This is a genomic window from Streptomyces sp. TS71-3, from assembly GCF_018327685.1.
Taxonomy (GTDB): Bacteria; Actinomycetota; Actinomycetes; order Streptomycetales; family Streptomycetaceae; genus Streptomyces.
The window spans coordinates 377,161-396,213 of sequence record NZ_BNEL01000001.1; the positions used below are offsets into that span (position 1 = coordinate 377,161).

Below are 19,053 nucleotides of genomic sequence, written 5' to 3' on the forward strand. Positions count from 1 at the left end.
CAGCGAGGAAGTGGAGGGTCCGGGGGTTGAGGGACCGCAGGTCCGTAGCAGCCTGAGTGGTCACCTGTTCGTGTAGGTCTGCCAGAATCCGGAGTGAGAAGCGCGGCATGACGCTACGTTGATGCTATGACGACGCTAAGTGAAGCCGGTCGGATCGGGTACGCCCGGTACACGTACCGGCTTCGCGTGTCGTCGACCGCCCGGAGGACACTGCTGGCGGAATGGGACCGGTGCCGCTGGATCTGGAACGAGTGCGTCGCCAAGTCCAAGGCTCTTGACCTGCCCAACAAGGCCACGGGCGAACAGCGGACCTGTGGCCCGGCGCAGCTCGACAAGATGCTGACCGAGGCGCGCAGGCATACGCCATGGCTGCGCGAGGGCAGCTCGGTTCCTCAGCAGCAACTGATCCGGGACTTCGGCAAGAGTCGTGCCAAGGCGCGCAAGGACATCCGCGAACGCCTCCCGCAGCAGAGCCGGGCTGGTATGCCGAAGTGGAAGAAGAAGCGTGAGGCGGTGCCGACGCTGAACTACACCCGGCGCTCATTCCGGCTGAAGGACGATCGCCTGCACCTGGCGGGCGGGATCGTGCTGACGGTGGTGTGGTCGCGGGAGTTGCCCGCCGAGCCCTCCTCAGTGCGCGTGTACCAGGACAGCGTTGGACACTGGCATTGCTCGTTCGTGGTCCCCACCCAGGCGCAGCCTTTGCCGCGGACCGGACGGGTGCTCGGCGTGGACTGGGGCGTGAAGCAGACCGCGACCACCACTTCCGATGCATATGATCTCCCGCACGCTCAGCACGGCCGTAAGGCGCAGGCCAGGCTGACGCGATACGACCGGATGATGGCCCGCCGCAAACCGAACAAGGGGCAGGCTGCCTCGAAGGGTTACCGCGAGGCGAAGAGGTGGCGGGCGAAAACCTACGCGAAGATCGCCCGGCAGCGGCAGGACACCGGCCGCAAGTGGGCGAAGAACGTCGTGAGGGACCACGACGTCATCGCCGTGGAGGACTTCCGCCCGAAGTCCCTCGCCAAGTCCTCGATGGCCCGCAAGGCGGCGGACGCCGCGATCGGCGCCACCAAGAAGGCGCTGATGGAGATGGGCCGCAAGCACGGGCGTGACATCCGTCTTGTGCATCCTGCGCACACCACCATGGACTGTGCATCGTGCGGAGCGAGAACCAAGCACGCGCTGCCGCTGTCCGAGCGCACCTACACCTGCACCGCCTGCGGAGCCGTCGCCCCCAGAGACAAGAACTCCGCCCGCGTGATGCTCGTCCGGGCAGGTCTGAACCCGGCTGGTGTCGAGGGCGTAAGACCTTCCCGGAGCGCCGCTCCCAGGGGCAGCCTGAGCCAGGAATCCCCACCCACCTCCGAAGGAAGGAACCCCCTCCCTTCAAAGAGGGGAGCAGTCAACATGCGCCAGCACTTCGCCTCTCAACCCGGCGGCAGCAGCCCGATCGCCCGGTGAGCGGCGTCCACCCGCGGTCTCGCGACCGCCCTGGCCCGCTCCGCACCCGAACGCAGCACCTCGTCCACGTACTCCGTATCGGCCGCCAGTTCCCGGTGCCGCTCCCGCAAGGGCCTCAGCAGCTCCACCACGGCATCGGCGGCGTCCTTCTTCAACGCCCCGTACGACTCGTAGGCACCGCTCAGCTCCTCGGGATCCCCACCCTCACAGGCCGCGAGGATCTCCAGCAGATTCGAGACGCCCGGCTTGCCCGCACGGTCGTACACGATCTCCCGCCCACTGTCGGTCACGGACCGGAGGATCTTCCTGCGCACCACCTCCGGCTCGTCCAGCAGGTAGACGATTCCGGTGCCGGACTCGTGCGACTTGCCCATCTTCGACGTGGGGTCCTGAAGGTCCATGACCCGCGCGGCCACGCCGGGGACCGTCGCACGCGGTACGACGAACGTGCGGCCGTACCGCTGGTTGAACCGCACCGCCAGGTCCCGGCTCAGCTCGACGTGCTGCGCCTGGTCGTCCCCGACCGGCACCTCCTCGGTGCCGTACGCCAGGATGTCCGCGGCCATCAGCGCCGGATACGTCAGCAGGGACAGCCGCACGCTGCCGCCTTTGGCCTGCTCCCGCGCTGACTTCTCCCTGTACTGGATCATGCGGCGCATCTCGCCGTCCGTGGCGACGCACTCCAGCAGGTAGGACAGCCGCGCGTGCTCGTCCACGTGGCTCTGCACGAAGAGCGTGCACCGCTCAGGGTCGAGCCCCGCGGCCAGCAGCAGCGTCGCCGCCTGGCGCGTCAGCCGCCGTACCCGCGCCGGATCGTGCGCCACCGTCAGGGCATGCAAGTCGACGATGCAGAACAACGCCTCCGCCCGGTGCTGGTCGACCTCGGCCCAGCGCCGCATGGCCCCCAGATAGTTGCCCAGGGTCAGGTGCCCGCTGGGTTTGACCCCGCTGAAGATCCGCGCCATCTCTCGCCCTCCGCCTTCCGTAGAGGACCGCCGCGGCCCGCCGGCCGGGGTTCGGATCTCCGGTGCGGAGACGAAAGAGCGGCCGCCGAGGCGGCGGCCGCTGGTGCATACGTCACTCCGGCCGCCGTCAGGCGGCCCACCACTGGGTGCACGTATGCGTCGTCATGACTCCGGAGACTACGCCACCGGCCGGCTGTCCGCGCAGGTCCCGGGTGCCCGGGAAACCAAGTTGACACGCCCGGGACCGCTCCGTACTGTTTTCCGGGTTGTCCGATGTGAGCGCCGGTCCCGGCCGGTCCCCGGACACCATTTCGCAACAGCCCACCAGGAGTTCGGCGAGATCCTCGTCGGGTCTTGGCTATGCGCTTCTGCGAATGAGGAATCGCCGTTCGGAAGAACGCGCCGCCCGATTACGTCGGACGGACGAGGTTCCGCTAAAGTCTCACATCGTTCGCCCCACTCCGAGCGGGACGGACAGCCCGGTGACAGGGCGTCAGACGACCGAGAGGCAGTCTGATAGAGTCACAAACACACCGAAGGGAAACGCCCGGAGGAAAGCCGCGAAGCAGGTTTTCGTGGTGAGTACGAAGGAAGTGTCCGTTCCTTGAGAACTCAACAGCGTGCTAAAAGTCAACGCCAGATATGTTGATACCCCGTCTACCCGAAGATGCTTGCACTGGGTCTTTGTGGTGACGTGGTTCCTTTGAAGTAACAAGAACACAGCGAGGACGCTGTGTGCGGGAAGTTGTATTCCGCTTCCTGCACCGCTCTCGTGATGTGTGAATCCCGCACCGTGTGTGTGGGTGAGACATTCACGGAGAGTTTGATCCTGGCTCAGGACGAACGCTGGCGGCGTGCTTAACACATGCAAGTCGAACGATGATCCGGCTTCGGTCGGGGATTAGTGGCGAACGGGTGAGTAACACGTGGGCAATCTGCCCTTCACTCTGGGACAAGCCCTGGAAACGGGGTCTAATACCGGATAGGACACTGGGAGGCATCTTCTGGTGTGGAAAGCTCCGGCGGTGAAGGATGGGCCCGCGGCCTATCAGCTTGTTGGTGGGGTGATGGCCTACCAAGGCGACGACGGGTAGCCGGCCTGAGAGGGCGACCGGCCACACTGGGACTGAGACACGGCCCAGACTCCTACGGGAGGCAGCAGTGGGGAATATTGCACAATGGGCGCAAGCCTGATGCAGCGACGCCGCGTGGGGGATGACGGCCTTCGGGTTGTAAACCTCTTTCAGCAGGGAAGAAGCCTTAGGGTGACGGTACTTGCAGAAGAAGCGCCGGCTAACTACGTGCCAGCAGCCGCGGTAATACGTAGGGCGCAAGCGTTGTCCGGAATTATTGGGCGTAAAGAGCTCGTAGGCGGCGTGTCGCGTCGGTTGTGAAAGCCCGGGGCTTAACTCCGGGTCTGCAGTCGATACGGGCATGCTTGAGTTCGGTAGGGGAGATCGGAATTCCTGGTGTAGCGGTGAAATGCGCAGATATCAGGAGGAACACCGGTGGCGAAGGCGGATCTCTGGGCCGATACTGACGCTGAGGAGCGAAAGCGTGGGGAGCGAACAGGATTAGATACCCTGGTAGTCCACGCCGTAAACGGTGGGCACTAGGTGTGGGCGACATTCCACGTCGTCCGTGCCGCAGCTAACGCATTAAGTGCCCCGCCTGGGGAGTACGGCCGCAAGGCTAAAACTCAAAGGAATTGACGGGGGCCCGCACAAGCGGCGGAGCATGTGGCTTAATTCGACGCAACGCGAAGAACCTTACCAAGGCTTGACATACGCCGGAAAACCGTGGAGACACGGTCCCCCTTGTGGTCGGTGTACAGGTGGTGCATGGCTGTCGTCAGCTCGTGTCGTGAGATGTTGGGTTAAGTCCCGCAACGAGCGCAACCCTTGTCCCGTGTTGCCAGCAGGCCCTTGTGGTGCTGGGGACTCACGGGAGACCGCCGGGGTCAACTCGGAGGAAGGTGGGGACGACGTCAAGTCATCATGCCCCTTATGTCTTGGGCTGCACACGTGCTACAATGGCCGGTACAATGAGTTGCGATGCCGTGAGGTGGAGCGAATCTCAAAAAGCCGGTCTCAGTTCGGATTGGGGTCTGCAACTCGACCCCATGAAGTCGGAGTCGCTAGTAATCGCAGATCAGCATTGCTGCGGTGAATACGTTCCCGGGCCTTGTACACACCGCCCGTCACGTCACGAAAGTCGGTAACACCCGAAGCCGGTGGCCCAACCCCTTGTGGGAGGGAGTCGTCGAAGGTGGGACTGGCGATTGGGACGAAGTCGTAACAAGGTAGCCGTACCGGAAGGTGCGGCTGGATCACCTCCTTTCTAAGGAGCACTCCACGTCGGCTTAGACCGACGCAGAGGCCAGTACATCGGCGATTGTTCGATGCTGGTTCGCTCATGGGTGGAACGTTGACTATTCGGCATCTTGAGTCGGCTCGGGCCGCTAGTACTGCTTCCTTGTGAGGCGTGGAACGTGGACTACGAGGGCTTGAGGTGTTGAGCACGCTGTTGGGTGTCTGAGGGCACGGCCACGTGGTGGTTGTGTTTTCGGTTGCCGGCCCCGGTGAACTCAGGCTGTTGCTTGGGGTGGTGGGTGGTTGGTCGTTGTTTGAGAACTGCACAGTGAACGCGAGCATCTGTGGCCAAGTTTTTAAGGGCGCACGGTGGATGCCTTGGCACCAGGAACCGATGAAGGACGTGGGAGGCCGCGATAGGCCCCGGGGAGCTGTCAACCGAGCTTTGATCCGGGGGTGTCCGAATGGGGTAACCCGGCAGTCGTTATGGGCTGTCACCCGCTGCTGAACTCATAGGCAGTGTGGAGGGAACGCGGGGAAGTGAAACATCTCAGTACCCGCAGGAAGAGAAAACAACCGTGATTCCGGGAGTAGTGGCGAGCGAAACTGGATGAGGCTAAACCTTGGGCGTGTGAGACCCGGCAGGGGTTGCGTCTTGGGGGTTGTGGGAGCTTTCTTTCATGATCTGCCGGTCGTGAGGCAAGTTAGAAATCGTGGATGTAGGCGAAGGGCATGCGAAAGGCCCGGCGTAGAGGGTAAGACCCCCGTAGCTGAAATGTCTGCGACTTGTTTGAGAGTTTCCCGAGTAGCATGGGGCCCGAGAAATCCTGTGTGAATCTGGCGGGACCACCCGCTAAGCCTAAATATTCCCTGGTGACCGATAGCGGATAGTACCGTGAGGGAATGGTGAAAAGTACCCCGGGAGGGGAGTGAAATAGTACCTGAAACCGTGTGCCTACAAGCCGTGGGAGCGTCGCATGCCAACTTTGTTGGTGTGTCGTGACTGCGTGCCTTTTGAAGAATGAGCCTGCGAGTTTGCGGCATGTTGCGAGGTTAACCTGTTGTGGGGGAGCCGTAGCGAAAGCGAGTCCGAAGAGGGCGTTGAGTAGCGTGTTCAAGACCCGAAGCGGAGTGATCTAGCCATGGGCAGGTTGAAGCGGCTGTAAGAGGTCGTGGAGGACCGAACCCACCAGGGTTGAAAACCTGGGGGATGACCTGTGGTTAGGGGTGAAAGGCCAATCAAACTCCGTGATAGCTGGTTCTCCCCGAAATGCATTTAGGTGCAGCGTCGTGTGTTTCTTGCCGGAGGTAGAGCACTGGATAGGCGATGGGCCTTACCGGGTTACTGACCTTAGCCAAACTCCGAATGCCGGTAAGTGAGAGCGCGGCAGTGAGACTGTGGGGGATAAGCTCCATGGTCGAGAGGGAAACAGCCCAGAGCATCGACTAAGGCCCCTAAGCGTGTGCTAAGTGGGAAAGGATGTGGAGTCGCAGAGACAACCAGGAGGTTGGCTTAGAAGCAGCCATCCTTGAAAGAGTGCGTAATAGCTCACTGGTCTAGTGATTCCGCGCCGATAATGTAGCGGGGCTCAAGCATACCGCCGAAGTCGTGTCATTGCAGCATGAGCCTTAACGGGTGTTGTGATGGGTAGGGGAGCGTCGTGTGCCGGGTGAAGCAGCGCCGGAAGGTAGTTGTGGATGGTTCACGAGTGAGAATGCAGGCATGAGTAGCGATTCACACGTGGGAAACGTGTGCGCCGATTGACTAAGGGTTCCTGGGTCAAGCTGATCTGCCCAGGGTAAGTCGGGACCTAAGGCGAGGCCGACAGGCGTAGTCGATGGATAACCGGTTGATATTCCGGTACCCGCTGTGAAGCGTCAAACATCGAGCATCGTGATGCTAAGGCCGTGAAGCCGTTCCCTGCCGGTTTACCGTCGGGGAAAGTGGTGGAGCCGCCGGTCCAAGCGGTTAGTAGGTGAGTGATGGGGTGACGCAGGAAGGTAGTCCATCCCGGGCGGTGGTTGTCCCGGGGTAAGGGTGTAGCCCGTCAGGTAGGTAAATCCGCCTGGCTTGTGGGTGAGGCCTGATGCCGAGCCGATTGTGGTGAAGTGGATGATCCTATGCTGTCGAGAAAAGCCTCTAGCGAGTTTTGTGGCGGCCCGTACCCTAAACCGACTCAGGTGGTCTGGTAGAGAATACTGAGGCGTTCGGGTGAACTATGGTTAAGGAACTCGGCAAAATGCCCCCGTAACTTCGGGAGAAGGGGGGCCGTTCCTGGTGATGGGATTTACTCCTTGAGCTGGGGGTGGCCGCAGAGACCAGCGAGAAGCGACTGTTTACTAAAAACACAGGTCCGTGCGAAGCCGTAAGGCGATGTATACGGACTGACGCCTGCCCGGTGCTGGAACGTTAAGGGGACCGGTTAGCTCACTTTCGGGTGGGCGAGGCTGAGAACTTAAGCGCCAGTAAACGGCGGTGGTAACTATAACCATCCTAAGGTAGCGAAATTCCTTGTCGGGTAAGTTCCGACCTGCACGAATGGCGTAACGACTTCTTGACTGTCTCAACCATAGGCCCGGTGAAATTGCAGTACGAGTAAAGATGCTCGTTTCGCGCAGCAGGACGGAAAGACCCCGGGACCTTTACTATAGTTTGATATTGGTGTTCGGTTCGGCTTGTGTAGGATAGGTGGGAGACTGTGATGCGGGCACGCCAGTGTTCGTGGAGTCGTTGTTGAAATACCACTCTGGTCGTGCTGGATGTCTAACCTGGGTCCGTGATCCGGATCAGGGACAGTGTCTGATGGGTAGTTTAACTGGGGCGGTTGCCTCCTAAAGGGTAACGGAGGCGCCCAAAGGTTCCCTCAGCCTGGTTGGTAATCAGGTGTTGAGTGTAAGTGCACAAGGGAGCTTGACTGTGAGACTGACGGGTCGAGCAGGGACGAAAGTCGGGACTAGTGATCCGGCGGTGGCTTGTGGAAGCGCCGTCGCTCAACGGATAAAAGGTACCCCGGGGATAACAGGCTGATCTTCCCCAAGAGTCCATATCGACGGGATGGTTTGGCACCTCGATGTCGGCTCGTCGCATCCTGGGGCTGGAGTCGGTCCCAAGGGTTGGGCTGTTCGCCCATTAAAGCGGTACGCGAGCTGGGTTTAGAACGTCGTGAGACAGTTCGGTCCCTATCCGCTGTGCGCGTAGGAGTCTTGAGAAGGGCTGTCCCTAGTACGAGAGGACCGGGACGGACGAACCTCTGGTGTGCCAGTTGTTCTGCCAAGGGCATGGCTGGTTGGCTACGTTCGGGAGGGATAACCGCTGAAAGCATCTAAGCGGGAAGCCTGCTTCGAGATGAGGGCTCCCACCCACTTGATGGGGTAAGGCTCCCAGTAGACGACTGGGTTGATAGGCCAGGTCTGGAAGCCCTGTGAGGGGTGGAGGTGACTGGTACTAATAGGCCGAGGGCTTGTCCTCAGGTGCTCGCGTTCACTGTGTTGGTTCTGAAACCACGAACAACCACACACATGCTTCTGCCCGTATGGGGTGGGGGGTGTGGTGGTTGGTGGTGTGTGTTTCGGTGGTTATAGCGTGAGGGAAACGCCCGGTTACATTCCGAACCCGGAAGCTAAGCCTTTCAGCGCCGATGGTACTGCAGGGGGGACCCTGTGGGAGAGTAGGACGCCGCCGAACTCCTTGTTGGAGAGCCCTGGTAGCGGGTGGAAACCCGCTACCAGGGCTCTCTGCTTTTTGGGGTGGCCGCATCCTCTACTGTCAGACCATGCGCTACGACTTGGTCATCTTCGACAACGACGGCGTACTCGTCGACAGCGAGCCGATATCCAACCGGATTCTCGCCGAGTACCTGACCGAGCTGGGGCACCCCACCACGTACGAGGACTCGCTCCGCGACTACCTCGGCGGTGCCGTGCACCGCGTCCACGACATCGTCTTCGAGCGAAGCGGCCAGAAGCTGCCCCCCGACTTCGACGAGGGGTACCACGCCCGCGTGTTCGACGCCTTCGAGCGCGAGTTGAACGTGGTCCCCGGAGTCCCGGCGGTGCTGGAGACGCTCAAAGCCTCCGATGTCGCGTACTGCGTGGCCTCGTCCGGAAGCCATCGGCGGATCCGGGTCGGGCACCGCAAGACCGGGCTCGACGCCTGGTTCGACGACAGCCGGATCTTCAGCTCGCAGGACGTGGGACGAGGCAAACCCGCGCCCGACCTCTTCCTTCACGCCGCCGCGCATATGGGTGTCCCCGCCGGCCGCTGCGTGGTCGTCGAGGACAGCCCCCTCGGGGTCCAGGCGGCTCTCGCGGCCGGCATGGACGTCTACGGATTCACCGCCATGACGCCCACCCAGCGGCTCCTGGACGCTGGCGCCCGGCACCTCTTCGACGACATGGTCCAGCTGCCCGCCCTGCTGCTGACCGAAGGGGACCCGTCCCGAGGCACCTCGGCAGAGGGCATGTCAGCGGCAGGAGGCGCCCCGGGAGGCGCCCCAGTACACGCCCCGGCAGACGGCCTGGGAGACGCCCTGGCGGGAGACGCCACCAGCCCCCAACAGGCCGCGCCCGTACGCCCGCTCGCCGTTGCGAGTGAGGACGATCGCGCCTGACGCATGTCTACCCGTCGGTAGCCGGGGGCCGTACGCTGTGCCGCCATGACGGGTGTGCTGCGGCGCGGCAGGTTCTCACTGGCGTTCGCCTTCTTCGCGCAAGGGGCCGCGTTCGCCCTGCTCGTGACGCGCATCCCCGCCATCCAGCACCGGTACGGGGTGTCCGACGCGCTGCTGCCCGCCTTCCTCGCGGCCGTGCCCGTCCTCGCGGGCGTCGGGAGCGTGTCCACCGAGCGCCTGGTGCGACGGGTCCGGCCCAGCCGGGTGCTGCGCTGGTCACAGCCGCTGGTGCTGCTGGCGCTGCTCGCCGCCGGGTCCGGGCACCTGGTGTGGCAGGTGGCCCTGGCGCTCGCCGGGTTCGGGCTCTCCGTCGGGGCGCTGGACGCGTCCATGAACATGCTCGGGGTGAGCCTCCAGCACGCGTACGGGCGCAGCATCATGCTCGGGTTCCACGCCACGTACAGCCTGGGCGGGATCCTCGGTGCCTCCCTCGCCTGGGCGGGCGCGCACTGGGAACTGCCGCTGCCCCTCACCTACCTCCCGGTCGTGCTGGTGCTGCTGCCCGCCGCGCTGCTCGGCAGCCGGTGGTACGTCGACGGCACCGCGCGGCCCGATGCCGCGGAGCCCTCCGCCGTGCCCACGCCCACTCCCGCATCGGCTCCTGACCCCGGCCCCGGCCCGGTTGCCGGCTCCGCACCCGCCCCCATCACCCTCGCCTTCAGGTTCCTGCTGCCCTTCTGCCTGGTGATGACGTTCGCGTACATCGGGGACTCGACGGTCTCCAACTGGAGCGCGAAGTACCTCCAGGACGTACTGGGCGGCTCCGATCAGCTGTCCACCGTCCCCTACAACGTCTACATGGCGATGACGCTGCTCGGCCGCGCCCTCGGTGACCTGGGGGTACGCAGGTTCGGGGCGGTCGGTGTGGTGCGCTCGGGGACGGTGCTCGCCGCGGTCGGCTTCGCCGTGGTCGCGGGGGCGCCCGGTGCCTGGGCGGGCATCGCCGGCTTCACCCTGCTCGGCCTCGGGCTCTGCGTCCTGGTGCCGCAGACCTTCGCGGCGGCGGGCCGGCAGGCGACCGAGCGGCACGGTCCCGGGGCCTCGGACGCGGCCGTCGCGCGGCTGAACGTCTTCAACTACGTGGGGTTCCTCATCGGCTCGCCGCTGGTCGGCGCGATCGGCGACGCGTGGAACTACCGGGCGGCGATGCTGGTCCCGATGGTGCTCGTGCTGGTGACGCTGGGATACGCCGGATCGTTCGCCGCGGGCCGGGCCAGATACGGTGGCGGGCATGAGCGGCCGCGCGCACTTGATGTGGGATGAAGCAGTATCGGGATACAACTTCGGGCCCGACCACCCCATGAACCCGGTCCGGCTGGGCCTCACCAGAAGCCTGATCTCGGCGTTCGGGCTCGACCGGGAGCTGGAGGTCGTCGCCGCCCCGACGGCCGGCGACTCCACCCTCCGGCTGGTGCACACCGACGACTACATCGACGCGGTCAAGGCGGCCTCCGCCGACCCTGGTTCCGCGTACGGGGAGTACGGCATCGGCACCCTCGACGACCCCGCCTTCCCGCGGATGCACGAGGTGTCCGCGCTGATCGCCGGCCAGTCCGTGGGCGCGGCCGAGGCCGTGTGGCGCGGCGAGGCCCTGCACGCCGTGAACTTCGCCGGCGGCCTCCACCACGCCATGCCCTCCGCCGCCTCCGGCTTCTGCATCTACAACGACCCGGCGCTCGCCATCGCACGCCTCCTGGAGCTGGGCGCGGAGCGCGTGGCGTACGTCGATGTCGACGTCCACCACGGCGACGGCGTGCAGACGGCGTTCTGGGACGACCCCCGGGTGCTCACGATCTCCCTGCACGAACACCCCAGCACCCTCTTCCCCGGCTCCGGCTGGCCGGAGGAGACCGGCGGCGAGGGCGCCGAGGGCTCCGCGGTGAACATCGCCCTGCCCGCCGGCACCGGCGACGCGGGCTGGCTGCGGGCCTTCCACGCCGTGGTGCCGGAGGTGGTGGCCGACTTCCGCCCCCAGGTGCTGGTGAGCCAGCACGGCGCCGACACGCACTTCGAGGACCCGCTGGCGCACCTCACCCTCTCCGTGGACGCCCAGCGTGCCGCCCAGGTCGCCTGCCATGAGCTGGCGCACGAGCACGCGGACGGCCGTTGGATCGCGCTGGGCGGCGGCGGATACGCGGTGGTCGACGTCGTCCCGCGGTCCTGGACGCACCTGGTGGCCATCGCCGCGGGCCGTCCCATCGAGCCGGAGGAGCATCTTCCGGAGGAGTGGCGTGGCCAGGTGCTCGCCAGGGGCGGGGGCGTGGCGCCCGGGCGGATGACGGACGGCCGCTGGCCGGTCGCGTACGCGGCCTGGGAGGACGGCTACGACCCGGCGGCGCGGCTCGACCAGGCGGTGCGCGCCACCCGGAAGGCGGTGTTCCCGCTGCGCGGCATACTGCCGTAGTCCTCCGCCCTCCGTCCCGGCAAGTTTTCCCCATTCCGCTGTCCGGGGCGGTCCGATACGGCAGCATCAGGGGCGTGCACGGGACCGGTTGTGCTCCCGGCGGCCTCCGGCGCGCCCCCTGTCCCCTGCTCGCGATCGCACAGCGAAGACCCCCGGCGGGCCGTTGCGGCGCCCCAACCGTCGGTCCGTGCAGACACTTTGTCGGCGGTGTACTGGTTCGCCCTCCGCTCATTGCATGGTGGACGTGTCGACAAAACGACCCAGTTCCGTCTACGCATCTGCAATCTCGACGACGTATGAACGGTCGCTCTGGTGCGGGAACCCGGCGCACGCCTCGTGGCAAATGAGACCGGCGCACACACCCGTCCACCTCATCTCATGCGTCTCGCTCCGGCCGCGCCGGCGTTCCGTCCGAGCCGGTTCCGAAGCCCTCATCGGCCCTGGATGGCACCGCATCGACGCAGGTCAGCGCCTGTGCGGCGGCGTCCGGGCGGCGGGTGGGGGCGGGTTGGCGGCGGCGGGAGGTGCGGGCCGGGAGGGCGTCCCACGGGGTGCTCGGGGTGTCGGCGTCCTACGCTCCCTGTCCCAGTGGCCGCTTACTCGCTATGTACTCAAACGGGCGTGTCTGTCACAGTAGGCGGCTGAATGCTGCTCCTCTTCCCCACTCGCATCACCCGCCCCTACTCTGGGGAGTGAGCGCACAGCGACGAGGAGTCACCGGAGGGGAAGCCGGTGCCCGTCATGTGCGGAAGGTTCAGGTGTGTCATGGCTGCTGGCGAGAGGCCTCTGAACGAGGTTCAGTTCCTGACCGTGGCGGAAGTCGCCTCGGTGATGCGTGTGTCGAAGATGACCGTGTACCGGCTGGTGCACAGCGGTCATCTGCCCGCGATCCGGGTGGGGAGGTCCTTCCGAGTCCCGGAGCAAGCGGTTCACGAGTACCTTCGCGACTCTTATGTGGGGGTGGAGACGGCCTGACGGTGGATATCCGGGATTCCGGGGAGTCGGCCCGACCGCCGTCTTCTCGGAATCCCCGCGAGGGGTGCCGGACGCCTCTCACGAGGTCCCCGTTCCCGGGGTGAACCGCTCCTCCTGAGGGTTTCCGACCCCTCGATTACGACCCTGGGGTACAGCCGGGGTAGGCTAGCCGTTCGTAGGTCGTGTGGGCCCCAATGCAGCCCCGCACCGTGTGATTGCCCCTGTCGATCAGGGGCCGCCATGAGAAGTGAGCGAGGGTTGTAGTGGGCTCTGTCATCAAGAAGCGGCGCAAGCGGATGGCGAAGAAGAAGCACCGCAAGCTGCTCAAGCGCACCCGCGTTCAGCGTCGCAACAAGAAGTAGCGACGACCGCAGGAGCAAGCGCGCGTTGTGGCCCTTCCACCCTCGGTGGAAGGGCCACAGCCGCTTGCGTTCCGATAACGTCTCGTCCGCGTCACGTCCCCTCGGCGGCGGTCTGGCTGTAGGACAGTACGGACGGCGCGCGATCACGGCGGAGGTCCCGCTGAGCCGCGCCGGGAACGGCGTACGGTCGGCACCTGACGGCACGGCGCTCCGCGGAGTGGGAAGGCAGGCGCTGATCTTGGGCAGGATCGTGCTCGTGACCGGGGTCGCCCGGCAGCTCGGCAGCCGGTTCGTCCGGCGCCTGGCGAGGGACCCGGGGGTCGAACGTGTCGTCGCGGTGGACGCGGTCAGACCGGAGCAGGACCTGGGCGGCGCCGAGTTCGTCGCGGCCGACATCCGCCAGCCCGCGATCGGCCGCGTGCTCGCCGAGCACGCCGTCGACACCGTGGTGCACATGGACGTCTCGGGCACCGCGCTCGGCGGCGGCAGCCGGGGCACGGTCAAGGAGACCAACGTCATCGGCACCATGCAGCTCCTCGGTGCCTGCCAGAAGTCGCCCACGGTCAAGCGCCTCGTGGTGAAGTCCTCCACGAACGTCTACGGCTCCGCGCCCCGCGACCCCGCCGTCTTCGGCGAGACCACACCCCCCAAGTCGCTGCCCGGCGGAGGATTCGCCAAGGACGCCGTCGAGGTCGAGGGGTACGTACGGGGCTTCGCGCGGCGCAGGCCCGACGTAGCCGTGTGCATCCTGCGCTTCGCGAACATCCTCGGCCCCACCGGGGACACCTCGCTCGCCGAGTACTTCTCGCTTCCGGTGCTGCCGACCGTCTTCGGCTACGACCCCCGGCTCCAGTTCGTCCACGAGGACGACGTGCTGGACGTGCTGGCCCTGGCCGCGTACGAGGCCGAGCCGAAGGCACCCAGCAGCGGCACGTTCAACATCGCAGGGGACGGAGTCCTGCTGCTGTCGCAGTGCGCGCGCCGCCTGGGCCGCCCCACCGTCCCCGTCCTGCTGCCCGCCGTCACCTGGGCCGGCACGGCGCTGCGGACCGTCGGCCTCACGGACTTCTCGCCGGAGCAGTTGCGGCTGCTCACCCACGGCCGGGTGGTGTCGACCGGGCGGATGCGGGAAACCCTGGGATTCACGCCCCGGTACAGCACTGCCGAAACGTTCACGGAGTTCGTCCGCGACCGCGGCGCGGGACTGCTGCCGCCCGAACGGGTGGCAGCGGCCGTCGACCGGGTGGCCGCGCTGCCGTTCGTGGCCCGTGCGGCGTCCGCGGCGGCCGGCGGACCCGGCACGGGCGGCGGGCCGGAACCGGCCGGCGCGTCCGGTGCGGCGGCTTCCGGGACGGCGGCGGCCTCCGGTGCCGACGAACGCCGTTCCGACCAGCGTCGATAGAGGAGCGCAGCAACGATGGCGGACGCCAAGGTCATTCCCTTCGACGACGACAGGTCGCGCGGGGGCGCGCAGCGCTCCGGGCGCCGCCGCGGCCAGTCCACCGGTTCGGACCGCGCCCGCGGCCGTGATGACGGTCGCGAGGGCCGGGGCGCGCGGGACGGCGACGACGGCGGTGACGGCGACCAGGACGTGGCGGACGGCCGGGACAGCCGGGACGGACGCGACGGCCGGGACACGCGAGACACCCGCCGCACCCGAGGCGCCCGCGATACCCGAGGCGCCCGCGACACGGACGACTCGGCGGGCGGTGCGGAAGCGGACGCTACGGACGCCACGGACTCCACGGACACCGAGGACGGCACCCGGGGTTCGGCGGGTGAGGTGGCGACGCTGCCCGGCCAGCAGAACCGCCGTACGGAATCCCGCGCACCGGGTAGCGGCCCCGCGTCCGGGACCCGCGGGACCCGCACCAGCCGGGCGCCCCGCCGCCCCGCACGTCGCGGCAAGCGCGCGGAGGAAGACGGGGCGGAGGGCACCGGTGCGGCAGCCCCTGCCGACGATGCCGCCGCGGGCTCGGGACCCGCACCCACCCGGGCTGCCTCCCGCACGGCGCCGGGCCGGGGGGCGGCGGGCGGCGCGAAGCCGGGCGAGCGCGCGGGCGGCCGTGGGGCCGACCGTACGGCCGGCGAAGAGGCTCCGGGCGGGAAGCCCGACGGCGAAGGGGCCCGAGGCGAGACGGGCGCCGGCGACGGCTCCGCGGGCCAGGAGACGGGTGGCGAGCCCGGCCGTTGGGAGCGGCGCCTTGCGAACGGCCTCGCGTTCCTGCGCCGCCGCCTCACCGGCGACTACGAGGTCGACGACTTCGGCTACGACGCCGAGCTCACCGACCAGGTGCTGATCTCCCTGCTGCGGCTCTTCTACGAGAACTACTTCCGCGTCGAGGTCAAAGGCATCGAGAACATCCCGTCCGAGGGCGGGGCGCTCATCGTCGCGAACCACTCCGGCACGCTGCCGCTGGACGGGCTGATGATGCAGGTCGCCGTCCGCGACCGGCACCCCGCGGACCGGCACCTGCGGTTGCTCGCGGCGGATCTCGTCTTCATGCTGCCGGTCGTCAACGAACTCGCCCGCAAGGCGGGCCACACGCTGGCCTGCGCGGAGGACGCGGAGGTACTCCTCGAACGCGGTGAACTGGTCGGGGTGATGCCCGAGGGCTTCAAGGGCCTCGGGAAGCCGTTCTCCGAGCGCTACAAGCTCCAGCGCTTCGGGCGCGGCGGCTTCGTCTCCACGGCCCTGCGGACCCGCGTGCCGATCGTGCCGTGCTCGATCGTCGGGGCGGAGGAGATCTACCCGATGATCGGCAACGCGAAGACGGTCGCCCGGGTGCTCGGCATCCCCTACTTCCCGGTAACGCCCACGTTTCCGTGGCTGGGGGCGCTGGGGGCGGTGCCGCTGCCGACGAAGTGGACGATCGAGTTCGGGGAGCCGATCGAGACGAAAGGGTACGCGGCCGAGGCCGCGGAGGATCCGATGCTGATGTTCAACCTCACGGATCAGGTGCGGGAGCGGATTCAGCACACGTTGTATCGGCTGCTGGTGCAGCGGCGGTCGGTCTTCTTCTGAATCTGCCCGCTGCCTCGGGCGGGGCGGGGGCAGGGGCTGCTTCTGTCGTGTCCCGGCCACCGGTGGGTGGGTGGTTGCTCGCGCAGTTCCCCGCGCCCCTTTCGGGGCGCGTCCGTACATGGGGCTTCGCGCCCCGGCCCGCTTAGGGGCGCGGGGAACTGCGCGATCAGCCACGACGATCAACTCCGCGTGCTTTGAGGGGACTTGGAGTTGTGCCGCCGGCGCGGCCCGGGGCGGCACAGCGGCGAACGGGCCCCGCAACCTCTGCCGCTACCTCTGCTTGCCGCCCTGGCCGTCGATGCCCAGCCCGAGGACGTCGGGCAGGAGGGGCGGGAGGGTGATCTCCGGCTCCGGGGTGCTGCTCCGGCCGCCCTTGGCGGAGGGGCTCGGGGGATCGGTGTCGGTCGTCGGCGGGGCGAAGATGCCGCCGGGGCCGGTGCCGAGGAGCCCGCCGCCGTCACCCGATCCGGACGTGGACGGCTCGGGGTCGCCGGTGTGCTCGCGGCTGCCGTTCTTGGATCCGCCGGACGCGGAGGGCTCGGGGTTGCCGGAGCCGGAGGGGCCGGCGGAGTCCCGGCCCGCGCCGGGCCGCTGGCTGCCGGGGCCCTGGGAGGGCGTGCGCGGCAGCAGCCGGCGGAGCGGGTCGACTTCCTGGTCTATGGCGTCGAGGACCGAGGTGACCTGGTCGCGGACGTCTCCGAGTTGGACGGGCAGCTGCTCCCTCAGGGTGGTCCAGCTGTCGCGGTGCGACTGGGAGAACGAGGAGAGGGCCTCGATCGGCGCCAGCGAGCCGTCCCGCTTGTAGGCGGCGAAGAGCAGGCGGTGGCCCTCGGACGCGTCGTGGCGCATGCCGGCCAGAGCGTGCCGTACTTCGGAGACGGACTCGGTGTCGAGCGGGCCGGAGCGGCGGCGCTCCATGAGTCTTCGCGCCTCGTTCATCCGGGTGGAGGCCTGGTCGAGGTAGATCTGGCCGCGGGTGGAGTCGCTGTCGGCGAGGCCCAGCTTGACGTCCTCCATGCTGCGCTTGAGGCCGTAGAGGGAGTCACCGGGGAGGGCGTCCGTGCTGGCCGCGGCGACGCCGCCGAAGGCTCCCGCGGCCACGCCGACCGTGAGCCCGCCGGCGGCCAGGCCCTTGGTCAGGCGGGTCCTGGGGCGCAGGCCGCGCAGCGGTCCCGCTCGGTGGGACTTGCGGCGGGGGGAACGCTGCTCGGGTACGGCCGCCTCGGCGCCGCCGGTCTCGCCCGTGGCCGCCTCGCCGCTCTGCTGCGAAGCCTCCATCGCGGCGACCAGCCGGGCGCGCTGGACGGTCTTGACGTCGCTGTCCAGCTCGGGCTTCGGCAGGTCGGCGAGGCCGCCGGCCAGGGCCGTCATCCGGCCGTGCTCGGTGCGTTCGGCCGGCTCCTCGGGGCGCTCGGGGCGCTCGGCAGCGGTGCCCCGGTCGGATCGCTCCTCCAGGGCCTGGGCGAAGGCGTTCGCCCGCCGGTGTGCCGATACGTTTGCGATCACTGGCGGCACCTCCTCTCGTCATGACGGTCGACTCCCCAGGAGTCCCTGGGGGTTGCAGCGTCCAACCAGGCTCACACGATCGAGTGAGTCAGGGCAGTGGGCGTGCAACCGCAGGGATCCTGCATCCCGCACAACGAGTGGCGCGGCACATGGGTTACGGACGAAAGATGATCGGATCGTGACGCCAAATGTCTTTCACCGTAGGTGAATTGGCAATTGCTCTCCGTGTGCCGGAGGGTGTTTCGATGTGCCGGAGGGTGTCCGCGGGTGACGGTGAGTGGCGGCGGCTCGGGGCGTGGGGAGGTGGCAGGGTGCGCCCAGGGGTGGCCGCAGGGGCCGTGGGAGGTCGGCGGTGCCCGGGAGGGGGCGGCCCCGGTGAAGGCCCGGGATGGGGGGCTTCAGAGGCACGGGGCGCTCGGCGGCGACGGGCCGCGTGGTGACCGTTCGAAGGCGGCCGTCCGCGGTGGCTGGGCGCGGCGGCCGGGTGCGGTCAGCGGGCGTCTTCGGGCAGCAGGCGGGCGAGGGTGCGGACGGCGCGGTACTGGAGGGTCTTGATGGCGCCTTCGTTCTTCCCCATGACGCGGGCGGTCTCGGCGACCGAGAGGCCCTGGAGGAAGCGCAGCGTCACGCACTCCTGCTGCTGGGGGTTGAGGCGGCGTACGGCGTCGAGCAGGGCGGCGTTGGACAGGGACTCCAGGACGCTGTCCTCGGGGCTGCGCTCGACCTCGTTGGCGTCGAGCATCTCGCCGGTGGTGACCTCCAGGCGGAAGCGGCTGGACTTGAAGTGGTCGGCGACGAGGTTGCGGGCGATGGTCACCAGCCAGGCGCCGAAGTCGCGGCCCTGCCAGGTGAAGGTGCCGATGCGGCGCAGGGCGCGCAGGAACGTCTCGCTGGTCAGGTCCTCTGCGGTCGCCTTCCCGCCGACGCGGTAGTAGATGTAGCGGTAGACCGTGTCGCTGTACTGGTCGTAGAGGCGGCCGAAGGCCTCGGCCTCGCCGGCCTGGGCCCGCTCGACCAGCTCCATCATGCGGGCGCTGTCGGTGTCGGCGGCCGGGCGGCGGGCGGCGGGGGCGGTGGGCTGGGCGGAGCGGCCCCGGCGGCCGACCGCGGCGCTGCCGTCGGCCAGGGCGTAGCAGGGGCCGGCGGGTCCGGTGGGGCGGGGGGTGTCGCGAGGCGGGGTGCGGGTGGGGACGGTGACGGCCGCGGGCACGGCGTACGCTACGGCGCACGCGGTGGGTGCGGCGTACGCGGTCTGGACGGTGGGGACGAAGCCGCGCAGGCGGTCGAGGACCGTAGCGCGCAGCGTAGCCAGGCCCGAGGCGTCAACCCCGACGTGTGGGTACACAAGACTCCCAGAGGCAGAGCTT

Annotated in this window: 9 protein-coding genes, 3 rRNA genes and 2 pseudogenes; 11 read left to right on the forward strand and 3 right to left on the reverse strand. The window is 67.5% G+C overall.

The window, feature by feature from the left end; genetic code table 11:
• The first annotated feature begins 126 nt into the window (after positions 1-126).
• On the forward strand, positions 127-1,467 hold the full coding sequence (locus tag Sm713_RS01660) for a transposase (RefSeq protein WP_249416033.1): 1,341 nt from the start codon (positions 127-129) through the stop codon (positions 1,465-1,467).
• Here Sm713_RS01660 and trpS read toward each other — a convergent pair.
• The gene (gene trpS / locus Sm713_RS01665) at positions 1,434-2,432 is read right to left on the reverse strand and encodes a tryptophan--tRNA ligase (protein WP_212907926.1); all 999 of its coding nucleotides are present in this window, start codon (positions 2,430-2,432) and stop codon (positions 1,434-1,436) included. The genes Sm713_RS01660 and trpS overlap by 34 nt on opposite strands.
• An 811-nt stretch (positions 2,433-3,243) precedes the next feature.
• Here trpS and Sm713_RS01670 point away from each other — a divergent pair.
• The 10 genes and pseudogenes from Sm713_RS01670 to Sm713_RS01715 all read left to right on the forward strand — a co-directional run.
• Positions 3,244-4,772 (forward strand): 16S ribosomal RNA (locus tag Sm713_RS01670).
• Between the two features lie 318 nt (positions 4,773-5,090).
• Positions 5,091-8,213, forward strand: a 23S ribosomal RNA gene (locus Sm713_RS01675).
• 99 nt (positions 8,214-8,312) lie between these two features.
• A 5S ribosomal RNA gene (rrf, locus tag Sm713_RS01680) occupies positions 8,313-8,429 on the forward strand.
• The 16S, 23S and 5S rRNA genes sit together here, the layout of an rRNA operon.
• Positions 8,430-8,517: 88 nt before the next feature.
• Positions 8,518-9,162 (forward strand): annotated as a pseudogene (locus tag Sm713_RS01685) (HAD family hydrolase); the annotation flags it as partial.
• A 237-nt stretch (positions 9,163-9,399) separates the two neighbouring features.
• Positions 9,400-10,677: an MFS transporter gene (locus Sm713_RS01690; protein ID WP_212907928.1), complete on the forward strand. Its 1,278-nt coding sequence runs from the start codon at positions 9,400-9,402 to the stop codon at positions 10,675-10,677.
• Entirely contained in the window at positions 10,646-11,818 is a 1,173-nt protein-coding gene (locus Sm713_RS01695) for an acetoin utilization protein AcuC (RefSeq protein WP_212907929.1), read from the forward strand. The genes Sm713_RS01690 and Sm713_RS01695 overlap by 32 nt, the downstream gene beginning before the upstream one ends.
• Before the next feature lie 765 nt (positions 11,819-12,583).
• Positions 12,584-12,793: a helix-turn-helix domain-containing protein gene (locus tag Sm713_RS01700; protein ID WP_212907930.1), complete on the forward strand. Its 210-nt coding sequence runs from the start codon at positions 12,584-12,586 to the stop codon at positions 12,791-12,793.
• A gap of 263 nt (positions 12,794-13,056) precedes the next feature.
• Positions 13,057-13,155: a 30S ribosomal protein bS22 gene (locus Sm713_RS01705; protein ID WP_003948845.1), complete on the forward strand. Its 99-nt coding sequence runs from the start codon at positions 13,057-13,059 to the stop codon at positions 13,153-13,155.
• Between the two features lie 238 nt (positions 13,156-13,393).
• Complete coding sequence (locus Sm713_RS01710; RefSeq protein ID WP_212907931.1) at positions 13,394-14,557, forward strand: NAD-dependent epimerase/dehydratase family protein; 1,164 nt, start codon at positions 13,394-13,396, stop codon at positions 14,555-14,557.
• A 783-nt stretch (positions 14,558-15,340) separates the two neighbouring features.
• A pseudogene (locus tag Sm713_RS01715) lies at positions 15,341-16,180 on the forward strand (lysophospholipid acyltransferase family protein); the annotation flags it as partial.
• 270 nt (positions 16,181-16,450) lie between these two features.
• Here Sm713_RS01715 and Sm713_RS01720 read toward each other — a convergent pair.
• Complete coding sequence (locus Sm713_RS01720; RefSeq protein ID WP_212907932.1) at positions 16,451-17,686, reverse strand: DUF5667 domain-containing protein; 1,236 nt, start codon at positions 17,684-17,686, stop codon at positions 16,451-16,453.
• Between the two features lie 490 nt (positions 17,687-18,176).
• On the reverse strand, positions 18,177-19,031 hold the full coding sequence (locus tag Sm713_RS01725) for an ECF subfamily RNA polymerase sigma factor, BldN family (RefSeq protein WP_212907933.1): 855 nt from the start codon (positions 19,029-19,031) through the stop codon (positions 18,177-18,179).
• Positions 19,032-19,053 lie beyond the last annotated feature (22 nt).